The sequence below is a fragment of the Glutamicibacter protophormiae genome, assembly GCF_014647495.1.
Classification (GTDB): Bacteria; Actinomycetota; Actinomycetes; order Actinomycetales; family Micrococcaceae; genus Glutamicibacter; species Glutamicibacter protophormiae.
Window position 1 is genome coordinate 133,480 of sequence record NZ_BMPH01000002.1, and the last position, 13,745, is coordinate 147,224.

Here is a 13,745-nt window from a genome sequence, read left to right on the forward strand (position 1 = left end):
TCGGTTGGTCCTTTGCGGTGAGAAATCGGATCAGCGATGAAACTAGTGCTTGAAGCCGGGGAGGCTGACGCTCATCCTAGGGGCCAGAATGCCAGCTACTGCGGTGAACAATGACAAGAAGACCAACATGGCTGCTGCTGGCCACCAGTGATTTGCTGCGGAAGCGACCAGTGCAGTGGCAACCAGCGGGATAAAACCGGAAATCATTCCGGCAGCGTTCTGAGCAAATCCGACTCCGGTGTAGCGAGTTGCCGCAGGGAATAATCCGGTAAGCACAGTGCCCGAGGCCGCGTAAGGCAAAGACAGGGTGCACACAGCCAAAGACATACCGAGAATTACGACTACAGGGTCTCCTGATTCAACGAGCAGGAATGCTGGCCATGCGACTGCTGCAGATAGCAGGCCACCGTAGGTAATCACCTTTGACGCTCCGAAGCGCTCGCCAAGACGGCCACCGAGAATCAAAGTTGGAATCTCCAGGACCGCTGCAACGATCCCACCAAGTAGCATCAGTGAGGGCTCGTAATTAAGAACGTTTACTCCGTACCAAACCATGAATGCGGTCACCAGGTAGAAGCCGCCTACACCGAGTAGACCTGCCGCCATGCCGATAATGATGTGTTTCCACGACTGGATCAGCGTAGTGCGGATCGGAGTTTTCTCGGTTTCTCCGTTTTCGACCAGCTCCTTGAACACCGGTGATTCATCCAAGCGGCTTCGAATGTAAAGAGCGATCAGAAGCATTGGAATTGCTGCAAGGAACGGGACGCGCCAGCCCCAGGCATCGAAGCTTTCCTGTGAAACGAACACGGTCATCAAGAAGAATCCACCTGATGAAAGGATAGTGCCGATAGGGGAGCCGATCTGCGGTAGCGCAGCGTAGCGAGCCCGTCGATGCAGTGGCGCATTTTCTACGACAATAGTCATTGCGCCGGACCATTCACCACCCACGAAGAGCCCCTGAGCTACACGGAGAAGTACCAGAAGAATTGGTGCCGCGATACCGATGGCTGCGTAAGTTGGCAGCATTCCGATGAGTCCTGTGATCAGACCGATGCCGACGATGGTGATCATCAATGTCTTGCGTCGGCCGATCTTGTCACCCATGACTCCGAAGATCATGCCACCGACAGGGCGGGCGACTAAGCCCACGCCAAATGTCGCGAAGGCAGCCATGGCGGCAGCTGTCGCATTCTGGCTATCAAAATACTGGACATTAAATACAAGCGCAGCGGCAGCACTGAAAAGGAAGAAATCGTACCATTCCATGGCGGTGCCGATTAGTGCGCCGATTGCTACCTTGTTTGCTTCCTTATCGGAAAGCTGATGGGTAGCACCGGCTTCTTGGGTTGCGGTGTGTGTCATGGGAAACATCATCCTGATCGGAAAGGGATGAGCCGGTTATGAGTAAGGCTCATTCGGTTGTCATGATGTAGTCCATCTTTTCAATAAAGCGGAGTTTGGTGACCAACGATTTGCAACGCGTTCCAGATCACAAACAGTGCAAAAGCACATAAAATGTACGAGTTGGCTGAAAAAACTGGATAGGAACCTAATGAATTCTCAGGATGTTGATTCACGCCGTTGGAATGAGTTGCTGGATCAACTAGATACGTTGGAACTGACTGAAAAGTTCTTGAAACGTCTCGAATCGATTCCTATCTATGCTGAGTCGCCACTTCCAAACAGTGAAATTAGGCGCACTGGTCAGGCGTCATTTGAAGCGTTGATTCTTGCTATGAGAACAGATGATGATGACCCGGGCTATCTTCGTGAACGAGACGCAATTGCTTTGGAAGTTGGGGTTTCGAGGGCGAGAGCGCAAGTTCCCGTCGAAGCCTTGATGACTGCGATACGTTTGGACTTCTCGATAATCTGGCAGGCGATTGCCGAAATTGCTAAACCTGAGGACGCTCAACTTATCGTGCAACGCACGGCTCGAGTCTGGGAAGTCGTGGATGGGTATGCCGGCGCGACGGAAAGTATCTACGTCGAAGAGCTAGCGCGCGTGCAAGCCGAAACTGCAGGTTTGCGCCAAAGCCACCTCGCGACCTTATTCAGCGGGCGCAATTTGACCCCGGCTGCTCTAGAGGGAATTTCTGTTGTTCTTGGGCATCGTCCAGACACTGAATTCGTAGTGGCAGTAGCACTTTGGGAACATATACCTTCCTTGAGGCTCATCTTGGCCAATTTTCACGAAGCTACCGGAGTGGTTACGTTTGCGACTGCTGATGCCTTAGTAGTTTTTTATCCACTGGACGCTTCGCCTGGTTCTAATTTTCAAAAGCTCACCGTTCGGCTCGGAAATCTCAACTGCGGCTTGCTCGCCGAAGGCTGCACATTGGAGCATGTTCCACATAGTGCTGATGTCGCAACTATTTTGGCGGAGCTTCTGGTTGACGGGGAACAAGGTGCCATGACATGGGCTCGAGGGTGGGCTCGCATGGCTAGGCGAGAAATGAGCAAGGTGGGTGCTCCTGGCATTGAAGAAGTTGATCGAGCCTTGAGTACCTGTGCGGCTGCGGAACAGCGTCGGTTACGAGAGGCTGTGCAGTCCTACATGCGGACCGGTAGCATAGCGCGATCTGCCGATGAACTTTATTGTCACCGAAATACCTTGATGAACAGATTAAAGCGATTCGCGCAATTGACTGGTGTGGATCCAACGATCCCGGTACAGGCCGCTAGATTGGTTGTCGGCTGGTCCTAAACGAGATCGCCTCGTTTTTGGAAAGAAATGAGGCCGCCGGGCGGGAATCCAGTTTATGGGTTCCCGCCCGGCGGCCGTTTGCCTTGTTATTGCTTGTTACTTCTTGCCGAAGCTTCGAAGACGCAGCGAGTTCAGCACCACCAGCACCGAGCTGGCGGCCATGGCGCCGCCGGCGATCATCGGGTTCAGCAGGCCCAGCGCCGCAATCGGGATGCCCGCGGTGTTGTAGGCGAAGGCCCAGAACAGGTTCATCTTGATCGTGGACAGGGTCTTCTCCGACAGCGCGATGGCCTGGGCGACCTGGTGCAGGTCGTTGCCCATCAGCGTGATGTCCGCGGCCTCGATGGCCACGTCGGTGCCCGAGCCCATGGCGATGCCCAGATCCGCCTGAGCCAGCGCCGGGGCGTCGTTCACGCCGTCGCCCACCATGGCCACGACCTTGCCTTCGGCCTGCAACGCGGAGATCGCCTTGGCCTTGTCCGCCGGGAAAACCCCGGCGAAGACGTCCTCGGGCTTGATGCCCACCTGCGCGGCGACCTTCGCGGCGACCGACTGGTTGTCGCCGGTCAGCAGCACCACGCGCAGCCCGCGCTGCTGCAGCTCGGAAATGGCCCGGGCGCTGGTTTCCTTGACCTTGTCGGCCACGGAGATCACTGCCTGGAACTCTCGGTCCACGGAAACCAGGATGGCGGTGGCTCCGGCGGCCTCGGCCTCGTCCAGCATGTCCAGTGCGGCCTTGTCCAGCACGGTGCCCTGGGCCTGCAGCCAGCTGTAGCGGCCCACGACCACGGTACGGCCGTCGATGACGCCCTTGACGCCGCCGCCGGGATCGGAGTCGAAGTTCGAGACCCGGGCCAGCGGGCCGAGCTCGGCGGCCGCCGCGGCGATCGCCTGGGCGATCGGGTGCTCGGAGTGGTGCTCCACTGCGCCGGCCAGGGCCAGCGCCTCGTCCGGGTGCACGTCGTCAATGGCCTTGGTGCCGAGGTGGGTCATCACGCCGGTGGTGACGGTGCCGGTTTTGTCCAGCACGATGGTGTCCAGCTTGCGGGTGTCTTCCAGGACCTGCGGCCCGCGGATCAGGATGCCCAGCTGGGCGCCGCGGCCGGTGCCGACCAGCAGGCCGATCGGGGTGGCCAGGCCCAGCGCGCACGGGCAGGCGATGACCAGCACGGCCACCGAGGCGGTGAAGGCCGCGTAGGTGTCGCCGGTGGCCAGCCACCAGGCCAGGAAGGTGAGTACCGCGATGCCCAGCACGATCGGCACGAAGACCGAGGAGATGCGGTCCGCCAGCCGGGCGATGGGAGCCTTGCCGGACTGCGCCTCGGAGACCAGCCGGCCCATCTGGGCCAGGGTGGTGTCCGCTCCCACACGGGTGGCGCGGATGACCAGCCGTCCGGAGGTGTTCAGCGTCGCGCCGGTGACCTCGTCGCCGGCGGCCGCCTTCTGCGGCACGGATTCCCCGGTGAGCAGCGAGGTGTCGACGGCGCTGGCGCCGTCGACGACCACGCCGTCGGTGGCGATCTTCTCGCCGGGGCGGACCACGAACTGGTCGCCCACCTGGACCTGCTCGGCGGGGATCTTCACCTCGGCGCCGCCGCGCAGCACCACGGCTTCCTTGGCGCCCAGGTTCAGCAGGGATTTGAGCGCATCACTGGCCGAGGACTTGGCCCGGTGCTCCAGGTAGCGCCCCAGCAGCAGCAGCGTGGCGACCACTCCGGCGGTCTCGAAGTACAGCGCGTGCTCGCTCATCGACATGCCCACGTGGGCTGTCATCATCGGGTCGAGGATCAGCTGGACGGCGGAGAACAGGTAGGCGGCCAGCACGCCCAGGGACACCAGGGTGTCCATGGTGGAGGCCAAGTGCCGGGCGTTGACGGCGGCGGCCTTGTGGAACGGCCAGGCGCCGTAGAACACCACGGGGGTGGCCAGCGCGAACGCTGCCCAGCCCCAGTGCGGGAATTGCGCGCCGGGGATCATGGAGATGACAAACAGCGGGATCGTGAAGATCGCGGAAATGACGAGCCGGCGCAGCAGATGGCTGGGGACCAGGTGCTCATGCCCGCCGCCGGATGCGGCCTCGTGGGCTGCATGCTCGTCGCCGTGCCCGGGGGAGCGGGGCGCGGGGTGCAGCGGGGCCTTGAGGTTCGCCGAGTAGCCCGCGGCCTTGACCGTGTCGATCAGCTGGTCGTCGGTGACGCCGGCCGGGACGCGGACCGTGGCGCTTTCCAGGGGGAGGTTGACCGCGGCGCTCACGCCGGGGAGTTTGCCGAGCTTGCGTTCTACGCGGTTCACGCAGGAGGCGCACGTCATGCCCTGGATCTCAAGGTCGACGGTGCGCAGGTCGAGGGACTCGGTGGGGTCTGTTTCGGAAGTCATGGGGATTGCCCTGCACTTTCCTGCCCGGGGGCGGGCAGTTAGGCGTTGATCGCCTCGACGGTGTATCCGGCTTCGTCGATGGCGTTCTTGATGGTTTCTTCGTTCAGCGCCGCGGAGGAGCTGACCGTGGCGGTGGAGATGCCCGAGGCGTTCAGGATGACCTCGACGTCGTTCACGCCGTCGATTTCCTTGAGTTCTTCGGTTACCGAGGCCACGCAGTGGCCGCAGGTCATGCCGGAAATCTGGATTTCGGTGCGGGAGACGGACGGCGCGGCATCGGGGCGGGGCACGATCTGCAGCAGGTTGTTGCCGTTCTCGGCATTGTTCGAGGAGCATCCGCAGTTGCAGTTGTGGCTCATGATCTTGCTCTCTTTCGGGTATCCGGGGAACGCGCCCCGGGAGTGGGAAATTCTGTTGAACTAGCGCACCAACCGCGCAATGGCCGCAGAGGCTTCTGCGACCTTGCCGTTGACGTGGCTTTCATCCCCGGTCTGCAGGGAGGTCTTGGCCGCGTCCACTACGCAGTGGCCGATATGGTCTTCGACCAATTGCACACTGACCTTGTGCAATGCCGCGTTGATCGCGGAAACCTGGGTGAGGATGTCGATGCAGTACTTGTCCTCGTCGATCATCTTTGCCACGCCGCGCACCTGTCCCTCGATGCGCTTCATGCGCCGGGCCAGGGCGGCTTTGTCCGCGTGGTAACCGTGATGCTGTGCGTCCGCAGCAGGAGCTGGTGTCGTGTCCATAAGTCGATAATACCCCCGAGGGGTATAAAGTCAAATACCCTCCGGGGGTATGGTTGGTCACGTAATTCCCAGCTTGGTCGCGATAGGATTTCAACCGTGAGCCACAACGAACTTCACGTGCGTCCTATTTCCAGCACCGAGCATTCCTCTTTCCTTGCGACCGCCCGCGACGTCAGCTTCCTGCAACGTCCCGAATGGGCCCGGGTCAAGGGCGGCTGGCGCGGCGAATCGCTGGGCTGGTTCGACAACGACGTGCTGGTCGGCGCCGCCCTGGTGTTGCACCGCAGCGCCCCGGTGATCAAGAAGACCCTGGCGTATGTTCCGGACGGGCCGGTGATCGACTTCGCGGCCTACCGGGCTGACGCCGTGCTGAAACCGCTGGCCTCGTACCTGAAGGATCGCGGCTCCTTCCAGCTGAAAATGGGACCCGGCCTGGCCGTGCGCACCTGGGGCGCCGCCGCGGTGCGCAAGAACCTGGGCAAGGACGGCTTCGCACAGCTCTCAGACCTCGAGGTGCAGTCGCAGTCCGACAGCGCGCTGGCGCTGAACGACGCGCTGGCCTCCCTGGGCTTCACCAAGGAAGACGTCGGCCTGGACTTCGCCGCCGGCCAGCCAGAGTACGTGGCCCGCGTGGCACTGCAGGATGCCGAAGGCAACCAGCTGGATACCGAGCAGGTCATGGCGTCCTATTCCTCCACGACCCGCAACGAAACCCGCAAGGCGCTGAAAAGCACGCTGGAGGTCGAAGTGGGCGAGTGCAAGGACATGGCGCGCTTCCATGCCCTGTACAACCACACCGCAGACCGCCAGGAGTTCACCGGCCGCCCGCTGAGCTACTTCGAGAAGATGCACACCGTGCTCAACGAAGCCGTGCCCGGATCCTGCACCCTGTACATCGCCAGCAACGAGGGAGTCGATCTGGCCGCGTCCATCGTGATCCGCTCCTCCAACCTCGCCTGGTACCTCTACGGCGCCTCGTCCTCCGAACAGCGCAAGCTGTTCGCGCCGAAGGCCATCATGCACCGCATGATCAGCGACTCCACCGAGGCGGGATGCCGCTACCTGGACCAGGGCGGCGTGAGCGCGACCCTGGACAAGGACCACCACCTTTCGGGCCTGACCAAGTTCAAGACCAACACCGGCTGCGACATCGTGCAGACCAATGGCGAATGGGACCTTGCGTTGAACAAGCCGTTGGCGTGGGCCTTTGAAAAATACATGAACTGGCGCAAGAAGTAGGGACCAGCAATACCCATGGCAATCGAAGCAACCCAGCGATTCGTCCCGGTCATCTTGGGCGGAGACATCGGCACCTACACGCTCGCGCGCGAATTCTACGAGGCCTATCAGGTCCGTTCCGTGGTGCTGCCGGCCGCGGGCAACGGAGTCATCGAGCATTCGGTGGCCATCGACCTGCGGCCCATCGGCTCCATGGCCGACGAGGAGCGCGTCGTCGAGTCGCTGCTGGCGCTCGCCGACGAGCTGAAGACCGCCGGGGACCGCCCGCTGATGCTCTTCGGCTCGCTCGATTTCCACATCATGCTCATCGCCAAGCACCGGGCACGGCTCGAAGAGCACTTCGTGATCCCGTACCCGGAGCTCGACATCATCGAGGCCGCGGCGTTGAAGGAGAACTTCTACGCGCTCGCCGACCGGCTGGGCATCGCCCACCCCCGCACCGCGGTTTACCGCCCGGGCGCGGACCTCGAAGCGTTGGCCGGCGGCCTGACCTTCCCGCTGATCGGCAAGCCGTCCAGTTCCGCAAACTGGATCGCCGCGAAATTCGAGGGAAAGCAAAAGATCCACACGCTGGAAACCTTCGCCCAGCTGCGCGAGCTCACCGCCAAGATCGATGCCAGCGGCTACGACTCGGGCTACATCCTGCAGGAATACGTTCCCGGCGGCGATGACGCGATGCGCCTGTGCACCTACTTCGCCACGAACGAATCCAAGGTCATCTTCGCCGGCTACGGCGAGGTGGTCATCGAGGAGCACGCGCCGCTGGTGCTGGGCAACTCGGCGGCCATCGTCACCGGCCGCAACGACCAAATGGCCGCGGACGGGGCCCGCATGCTCGAAGAGCTGGGCTGGCGCGGCATCGCCATGATCGACGCAAAGTACGACCACCGCGACGGGCAGATCAAGTTCTTCGAGATCAATCCGCGCCTGGGCCGCAACCACTTCTACCTGACCGCGGCGGGCGTTAACCCCGCCCGCTTCTACGTCACCGAGTTCCTGGGGGCCGAATTCGATACGGACAGCGTGGAGACGACCGCGGTGGTCCAGACCGCCGCCGGGGTCCTGCAGCTGAGCCGCGAGCAGCTTTTCACCGTGCTGCCGCACCACCTGCTGCGCCGCTTCCTGGACAGCGGCACCGGTCGCAAGGCCGCCGTGCTGCTGAAGGCCGGCAAGGTCTCCAACCCGCTGAAGTTCGCTCCGGAAAAGCACCCGCGCCGCCGGATCTACCTGGTGCTGAACGCGGTCAACCACTATGTGAAGTACAAGAAGTTCCCTCCGCGCAGCATCTAGGGCGCAAGGCTGCCGGGGCGGTCGCCCGCGCCGGTTGATTCCCCGGGTTTCGCCCTGCCCTCGGCAGCCTGCATCCACGGGCTGAGATCGACCCGTGCCCCGTCGAGGATATCCAGGGAGGCCGGGACTTGCTGGTGCATCGGTGTCAAGGCGACGGGTTCCAGGCCGGGCAGCACGGCCACTCCCAGCGCAGTGGTCTCATCGGGGTCCTGGCTGGTGGACATGGCCTTCCAGTCCAGGGTTGAGATGGCGTATTCCCCGACGGGAACCACGATCCTTTCGGCGCTCACATGGGTTGCGGGTCGGGTGTCCGCGTCGTCCTGGGGTTCGCCGTCGGCATTCAGGAAAGTGATCTGCGGGTAGCCCTGCAGGGAGCAGGCACGCCCGGAGACATTGCGCGCGTAGAGAGACAGGTAGCGTGAACCCGCCGCCGCGTCCGGTTCGCTCAATGAGAGCTGGATGCCGTCCCGGGTGCAGGCCGGGGCCTTCTCATCTGACGGCCAGGCGGTGACGCCGTCGGGCAGCACCGGCGGCTTGGCAATGAGGTACTCGGGCAGCTCGCCGCCGATCCAGCCTTCGAGGATCGTTGCGAAGCCCGGGGTGGACAGGGAATATGCGGTGGGCTCCGACAGGGGTTCGTGCTCGTCGAGCCATCGCTTGATTTCTCCGGTCTGCTCCGAGCCGTCCGGGGAGCTCGAATGCACGGACAGTGACCCCGAGCCGAAAATGGCGGTGTCAACGTTCGGCTGCGCCTTGGCCGCGACGGCAATGCTCAGCTGCTCCAGCTTGAAATCACCGTTGGGGGTATAGCGAATCCTCCCGTCGGGGAGCTCCAGCGTTGGCGTGTAGCCCCGGTCATGCGCGAACCGCGCCAATTCCAGCAGCGCTTCGGTGTTCGGGGCGGCGGCCCCGGCGTTGTCCACCCGGGACGCTCCGTGTTGCCAGAGGCTGAAAGCCTGGAGCACCTCGGTCCTCGGCTGGTCTCCCAGCAACAGGTGCAGCGGGTAGAGGTCCAGACCGGGAACCTGTGATGCCTGCGGTGCACCGGCGACAATGCCGACCGCATGCTCCAGCTCGACGCCGTCCACCACCACGGCCCTGGTGCGTGCGGAGACCTCGTCTGCGATATCTGCCGCTTGCTGCGGGCTGAGCGTATCGAGCAGGCGGATTTCCCATACGACCAGTACCGGAGCCGAACCGGTGGAAACCCCAGAAGCCGTGTCGTAGTCCGCCTCGGCGGCCACGACGTTCTCCAGCTCCCCGATCTCGCCCAACGCAGTGCATACCGGTTCCGGGGCATCGCAGCGATCCCATGGACTCCACAGCAGTACTGCCGCCACGATGCCGAGGAGTGCAAGCACGGCGATCAGCAATCTGCGTTTCATAAGGCTCAAGCTACCAAAAGCCGATCCCAGCTCGCGGCCGCCGTGCCGCAAGCGAGTAAAGTCGGGGGTGGATGAAAAGACGCACAACAAAGGAGAGTCCCATGAGTTTGAAAGAGCGCCTGCACGAGGACAGCATCACCCACCTGAAGGCGGGCAACGAGATGGAAAAGACCACGCTGCGCAATATCATCAGCACCATCGGGACCCGAGAGAAGTCCGGGAAGAATCCCACCGAACTGACCGACCAGGACGTGGAGAACCTGCTGCGCAAGGAGGTCGCCAACCGCGAGGAAACCGCCGCACTCGCCGCCAAGGACGGGCGCACCGATCTGGCCGAGCGGGAGCTGGCCGAAGCCGCGTTCATCTCCACCTACCTGCCGAAGATGCTCGACGAGGCCGAAGCCAAGGGCATCGTGGACCGGATCATGGAGGAGCTCGCGGCAGACCACGAGCTGAGCATGAAAGACATGGGCAACGCCATGAAGCTGGTGGGTGCGCAGATCGCCGGCCGTTTTGACGGCAAGGCCGTTTCGCAGATGGTGCGCGCGAAACTCGGCTAGCCACCGGGGTTGCCGGAAGGGCGGCGCGCGGGACGGGTCAAGGTCCGAGGGGCCGGGACTGCCCGGCCAGATAGTCTGTGCGTACTATGTCTGATTTTTCCCCGCTCCGCCCGGCACTGCCCAAGGGCTTCGGCGTCCTGCTGGTCCTTGCGATCATCCTCGCGTCGATCAATTTGCGTCCCGCCGTCACCTCGCTCGGGGCGCTGCTGGATCCGGCCATCGAGGACCTGCAGATGAACGGGTTCATCGCGGGGATGATCACCGGCGTCCCTCCATTGTGCTTTGCGCTGCTGGGCCCGCTCGCTCCGCGTTTGGCGGGCAAGCGCGGGCCGGAACTGGTAGTCATTGCGGCCATGGGCGCCATCCTCGCCGGAATCCTGCTTCGTTCGGCCGCGCCGGAAACCTGGACATTCCTGCTGTGCACGGCCCTGGCCCTGGCCGGCATCGCGGTGGGCAACATCCTGATGCCGGTGCTGGTCAAACGGTGGTTCCCGCACAAGATCGGCATCGTCACCGGGGCCTATACCACCGCGGTCGCCTTGGGCGCCTCAGCCGTCGCGGGGATCGCCGTACCGGTCAATGACATGCTCGGCGGCACCTGGCGCATCGGATTGGCCGTCTGGGCGGTGCCTGCGCTGCTGGCCCTGGCCGTCTGGATTGTGGTCTATTTCGGGCTGCGCCCCCAGATCGCGCAGCATCAAATCGAGTTCAGCCAGAACCACGCGCAGGCCGCACCGCTGGGCCCCATGTACAAGAACCCGATGGCCTGGTGGATTGCCCTGTTCTTCGCCGGGCAGTCGGCCGTGGCCTACATCTTCATGGGTTGGGCTCCCAAGATCTTCACTGACTTGGGGATGGACCCAGCCGAAGCCGGCGCGCTGCTGGCGATCCTGCTGGGTGTGGGCGTCCCGTTGTCCTTCGTGATGCCAGCGCTGGCCGCGCGGTTCACCCACCAGGGACCGCTGGTGGTCATCAACGGCGTGGCCGGGCTGATTGCGGTGGCCGGCATGCTCACCTTTCCGCTGGAAGGCGCCTATCTCTGGGTGCTCCTGCTGGGTATCTGCGGATCGAATTTTCCGCTGGCCCTGACCATGATCGGGCTGAAAGCGCATAGCGCCGCCGGCGTTGCCAAGCTTTCGTCCTTCGGCCAGTCGGTCGGCTACCTGATCGCATTCCCGGGCCCGTTCGCCGTGGGGGCGCTGTATGAGGTCACCGGGTCGTGGACCTCGCCCATCTGGCTCATCGCGGCGTTGATCGTGTTCCAGACCTACACCGGCATCATGGCCGGGCGTCCGCGCTACATCGAAGACCAGCAACGTACCCAGGTGCGCTAGCTACCCGGCAATCGCTTCCGGGGACTGCTCAGCCCCGTCGACATGTCTGCCCAGGCCCAGATCGGCCCGTCGCCCGGCGGCTTGCCCGGCGAGTACGGCTCCCATGCTGCCCCTGCTCGCACGGTTTCTGGAAGCGCGCAGGTACGGGTACTTGTCGCTGACAAACTCGTCGACCTGGTGTTTGCGGTCCACCAGAACCAGATCCGTTCCCGTTCCGGCCTGGGAGCTTTCCTCCTCGTAGAGCCCCTGGATCCTCATGGCGACCTGTACGTAGAAGCTACGTTGGAATTCCCGCCGCTCGATCTGCTTTTCCGAATCGGTCCACAGCGCTGACTGGACCTTCCCCTCGGCATCCCACCAATGGGTCATGGCAAGAGTCGCCTGGATGACTAGTGAAGAAAAAAGCGTCTTGACGGTGGCCACGTCGGATTCGTGCCCGATGATGTAGAGCCTGCATGAATTAGAGAAGTTGGTCTGGAGGATCGTGACGGTGCGGAACGCTCGACCAACATGCGACAGGCCGTCGCGCTGGCCCAGCCGGTACACGCCGTGCATCTCGAAGTGCTCCTCGACGATGGCTTCCTGCTTCTTGCCTTGGTGCGCGGATTGCGCATCAAGTTCAGCCCTGCCGATGCCGTAGCGCACCATCAATCGCTCGGCATGCTCCTGGAAGGCTTGGGCCTCGTGCGGATAGCTGGTGTTCTCCGCCTTGTTCAGCAGGAGCGTGATGCGCTCCTTCAGGCGCTGGAGCTTGTGTTCTGAATTCTTCATGATGCTTTCCTTGGCGGTGGCGAGCCGGCTTCGGGCGAAGCCTGCGGGGCGTGCTCAAGCCCAGTGTGGCACGACCGAGGAAAGTCGGCTGACGGGGATGTGGATAACTAATTTGTACCAGTTGAAACGGACATCATTCAGCCCCGGCATTCAGCCCTAGCCGGTTTGCGGAACCGCGCGTAGAGTGAAGGCACCCAACCGGTCCTGTGGTTTTGGTTCAGGGACCCCAATTGAATTCCGAGAGGTTGTCATGGGAGATTTTCGGACATACACCATGGAGGAACGCGCCACCTACCTCGCCCCATCCTGTGAACGTTGCGGACAGCACCGCCATGTGGTCTGGGAAAAGGTCGAAGGTATCGACGGCTACAAACCCCGCGATGCCGGTTGCTCGAACGAGGCCTGCACCGCATAACGAATGACTGCCATGGCAAGAGCTTGGAATAGTGCTTACACGGCTTTTCCGGCTCTTGCCATTGGCGTGGAAACGGCCTAGATCCGCAGACCCAGTGTGGAAGAGATGCGGCTGGACGCGTCGGCGAGCACCGAGGCGATATGCTGCTCGTCCAGATCGCTCGGGGGGTAAATGACCGCGATGGCCGCCGGCTTGCCCTGCGGCAACAGCAGCGGCACCGCGATCGAGGTCAGCCCCGGGATCACTTCATCGTGGCTGAACTCGTAGTCCTTGGCCGGGTACTGCTCGGGATGCAGCTGGGAGCGGATGACGCGTCCCGGAGCTCCATTGTCGATGGGATGGCGGGTGCCCGGGCGCTGGGCGACGGTGGCATCGGCCAGTCGTGGTTCGGCGGTGCTCAGCGTGACCGCGGCTTCGCCGTCGAAAACTACCAGCAGGGCGGTCATCTGCAGCTGGTCCGACACCGTGGCCAGGTGCGGGGCGGCCGCGGACTGCAGGGACTTGGCGACGTTGCGGGCCAACGCGCCGAGCCGTGCGCCAAGCTCCAGATCGCCGGAGGGCATGCGTTCGACGAACCCGTACTGCTCGAAGGTCTTCACCAGCCGGTAGGCCATCGAGCGGTGGATGCCCAGTGCCGAGGCGAGTTCCGGAACGCTGAGCGGCCGCGTGGATTCGCCGATCAGGGTCAGTGCTTCCAAACCGCGGCCCAGCGTCTGGGATCCGCCTTCAACGCTGCCCTTGGAGATTTTGGTCATTGAACAATCTTTTCATCGCGGGCGTGGAACACCGGGTTTTCACGTGTCGGAAGTGACGCAGGTCGACAACGCTTGTGACCTACGTCTTGAAGACAGCGTACTTGAAAGCTATTCTTGTATCTATAGTTACAACCGTGTCGCAAATATAGAGACAAAGATGT

General features: G+C 62.7%; 13 protein-coding genes. 6 read left to right on the top strand and 7 right to left on the bottom strand.

What is annotated here, in order from left to right:
- Window positions 1-42: 42 nt before the first annotated feature.
- The gene (locus tag IEY43_RS02990) at window positions 43-1,365 is read right to left on the bottom strand and encodes an MFS transporter (RefSeq protein WP_374189840.1); all 1,323 of its coding nucleotides are present in this window, start codon (window positions 1,363-1,365) and stop codon (window positions 43-45) included.
- A 190-nt stretch (window positions 1,366-1,555) separates the two neighbouring features.
- Here IEY43_RS02990 and IEY43_RS02995 point away from each other — a divergent pair, with 190 nt between their 5' ends.
- On the top strand, window positions 1,556-2,710 hold the full coding sequence (locus IEY43_RS02995; protein WP_188947101.1) for an RsbRD N-terminal domain-containing protein: 1,155 nt from the start codon (window positions 1,556-1,558) through the stop codon (window positions 2,708-2,710).
- Window positions 2,711-2,806: 96 nt separating this feature from the next.
- Here the strand turns inward: IEY43_RS02995 and IEY43_RS03000 are convergent, their stop codons facing one another.
- The 3 genes from IEY43_RS03000 to IEY43_RS03010 are packed head-to-tail and all read right to left on the bottom strand — an operon-like array spanning window position 2,807 to window position 5,835.
- The gene (locus IEY43_RS03000) at window positions 2,807-5,086 is read right to left on the bottom strand and encodes a heavy metal translocating P-type ATPase (protein ID WP_188947103.1); all 2,280 of its coding nucleotides are present in this window, start codon (window positions 5,084-5,086) and stop codon (window positions 2,807-2,809) included.
- Between the two features lie 38 nt (window positions 5,087-5,124).
- Window positions 5,125-5,445, bottom strand: a complete 321-nt coding sequence (locus IEY43_RS03005; RefSeq protein ID WP_188947105.1) for a heavy-metal-associated domain-containing protein — start codon at window positions 5,443-5,445, stop codon at window positions 5,125-5,127.
- Window positions 5,446-5,505: 60 nt separating this feature from the next.
- The gene (locus IEY43_RS03010) at window positions 5,506-5,835 is read right to left on the bottom strand and encodes a metal-sensitive transcriptional regulator (RefSeq protein ID WP_188947106.1); all 330 of its coding nucleotides are present in this window, start codon (window positions 5,833-5,835) and stop codon (window positions 5,506-5,508) included.
- 96 nt (window positions 5,836-5,931) lie between these two features.
- On the opposite strand from IEY43_RS03010, the gene IEY43_RS03015 reads away from it, so the two are divergent.
- A complete protein-coding gene (locus IEY43_RS03015; protein ID WP_188947111.1) occupies window positions 5,932-7,074 on the top strand; it encodes a lipid II:glycine glycyltransferase FemX in 1,143 nt (380 codons plus the stop codon).
- A 15-nt stretch (window positions 7,075-7,089) separates the two neighbouring features.
- Window positions 7,090-8,364 carry a carboxylate--amine ligase gene (locus tag IEY43_RS03020; protein ID WP_188947113.1) on the top strand — a complete coding sequence of 425 codons (1,275 nt, stop codon included), beginning with the start codon at window positions 7,090-7,092 and terminating at the stop codon, window positions 8,362-8,364.
- Here the strand turns inward: IEY43_RS03020 and IEY43_RS03025 are convergent.
- Window positions 8,361-9,749: a DUF4232 domain-containing protein gene (locus IEY43_RS03025; RefSeq protein ID WP_188947115.1), complete on the bottom strand. Its 1,389-nt coding sequence runs from the start codon at window positions 9,747-9,749 to the stop codon at window positions 8,361-8,363. The two genes, IEY43_RS03020 and IEY43_RS03025, sit on opposite strands and share 4 nt — an antisense overlap.
- Before the next feature lie 101 nt (window positions 9,750-9,850).
- Between IEY43_RS03025 and IEY43_RS03030 the strand changes: the two genes are divergently transcribed.
- On the top strand, window positions 9,851-10,309 hold the full coding sequence (locus tag IEY43_RS03030) for a GatB/YqeY domain-containing protein (RefSeq protein WP_188947118.1): 459 nt from the start codon (window positions 9,851-9,853) through the stop codon (window positions 10,307-10,309).
- A gap of 86 nt (window positions 10,310-10,395) precedes the next feature.
- Window positions 10,396-11,643 carry a CynX/NimT family MFS transporter gene (locus IEY43_RS03035; RefSeq protein ID WP_188947120.1) on the top strand — a complete coding sequence of 416 codons (1,248 nt, stop codon included), beginning with the start codon at window positions 10,396-10,398 and terminating at the stop codon, window positions 11,641-11,643.
- On the opposite strand, the gene IEY43_RS03040 is transcribed toward IEY43_RS03035, so the two are convergent.
- Window positions 11,644-12,414: a DUF2786 domain-containing protein gene (locus tag IEY43_RS03040; protein ID WP_188947121.1), complete on the bottom strand. Its 771-nt coding sequence runs from the start codon at window positions 12,412-12,414 to the stop codon at window positions 11,644-11,646. It abuts the gene before it with no gap.
- Window positions 12,415-12,664: 250 nt separating this feature from the next.
- On the opposite strand from IEY43_RS03040, the gene IEY43_RS03045 reads away from it, so the two are divergent.
- Window positions 12,665-12,829: a hypothetical protein gene (locus tag IEY43_RS03045; protein ID WP_188947123.1), complete on the top strand. Its 165-nt coding sequence runs from the start codon at window positions 12,665-12,667 to the stop codon at window positions 12,827-12,829.
- Between the two features lie 77 nt (window positions 12,830-12,906).
- On the opposite strand, the gene IEY43_RS03050 is transcribed toward IEY43_RS03045, so the two are convergent.
- Window positions 12,907-13,584 carry an IclR family transcriptional regulator gene (locus IEY43_RS03050; protein WP_188947125.1) on the bottom strand — a complete coding sequence of 226 codons (678 nt, stop codon included), beginning with the start codon at window positions 13,582-13,584 and terminating at the stop codon, window positions 12,907-12,909.
- Window positions 13,585-13,745: the final 161 nt, after the last annotated feature.

Excerpts from the sequence above, each read along its gene's own strand:
- IEY43_RS02990 (WP_374189840.1), bottom strand. The coding sequence starts at position 1,365 with ATGACACACACCGCAACCCAAGAAGCCGGTGCTACCCATCAGCTTTCC.
- IEY43_RS02995 (WP_188947101.1), top strand. The coding sequence starts at position 1,556 with ATGAATTCTCAGGATGTTGATTCACGCCGTTGGAATGAGTTGCTGGAT.
- IEY43_RS03000 (WP_188947103.1), bottom strand. The coding sequence starts at position 5,086 with ATGACTTCCGAAACAGACCCCACCGAGTCCCTCGACCTGCGCACCGTC.
- IEY43_RS03005 (WP_188947105.1), bottom strand. The coding sequence starts at position 5,445 with ATGAGCCACAACTGCAACTGCGGATGCTCCTCGAACAATGCCGAGAAC.
- IEY43_RS03010 (WP_188947106.1), bottom strand. The coding sequence starts at position 5,835 with ATGGACACGACACCAGCTCCTGCTGCGGACGCACAGCATCACGGTTAC.
- IEY43_RS03020 (WP_188947113.1), top strand. The coding sequence starts at position 7,090 with ATGGCAATCGAAGCAACCCAGCGATTCGTCCCGGTCATCTTGGGCGGA.
- IEY43_RS03025 (WP_188947115.1), bottom strand. The coding sequence starts at position 9,749 with ATGAAACGCAGATTGCTGATCGCCGTGCTTGCACTCCTCGGCATCGTG.
- IEY43_RS03030 (WP_188947118.1), top strand. The coding sequence starts at position 9,851 with ATGAGTTTGAAAGAGCGCCTGCACGAGGACAGCATCACCCACCTGAAG.
- IEY43_RS03035 (WP_188947120.1), top strand. The coding sequence starts at position 10,396 with ATGTCTGATTTTTCCCCGCTCCGCCCGGCACTGCCCAAGGGCTTCGGC.
- IEY43_RS03040 (WP_188947121.1), bottom strand. The coding sequence starts at position 12,414 with ATGAAGAATTCAGAACACAAGCTCCAGCGCCTGAAGGAGCGCATCACG.
- IEY43_RS03045 (WP_188947123.1), top strand. The coding sequence starts at position 12,665 with ATGGGAGATTTTCGGACATACACCATGGAGGAACGCGCCACCTACCTC.
- IEY43_RS03050 (WP_188947125.1), bottom strand. The coding sequence starts at position 13,584 with ATGACCAAAATCTCCAAGGGCAGCGTTGAAGGCGGATCCCAGACGCTG.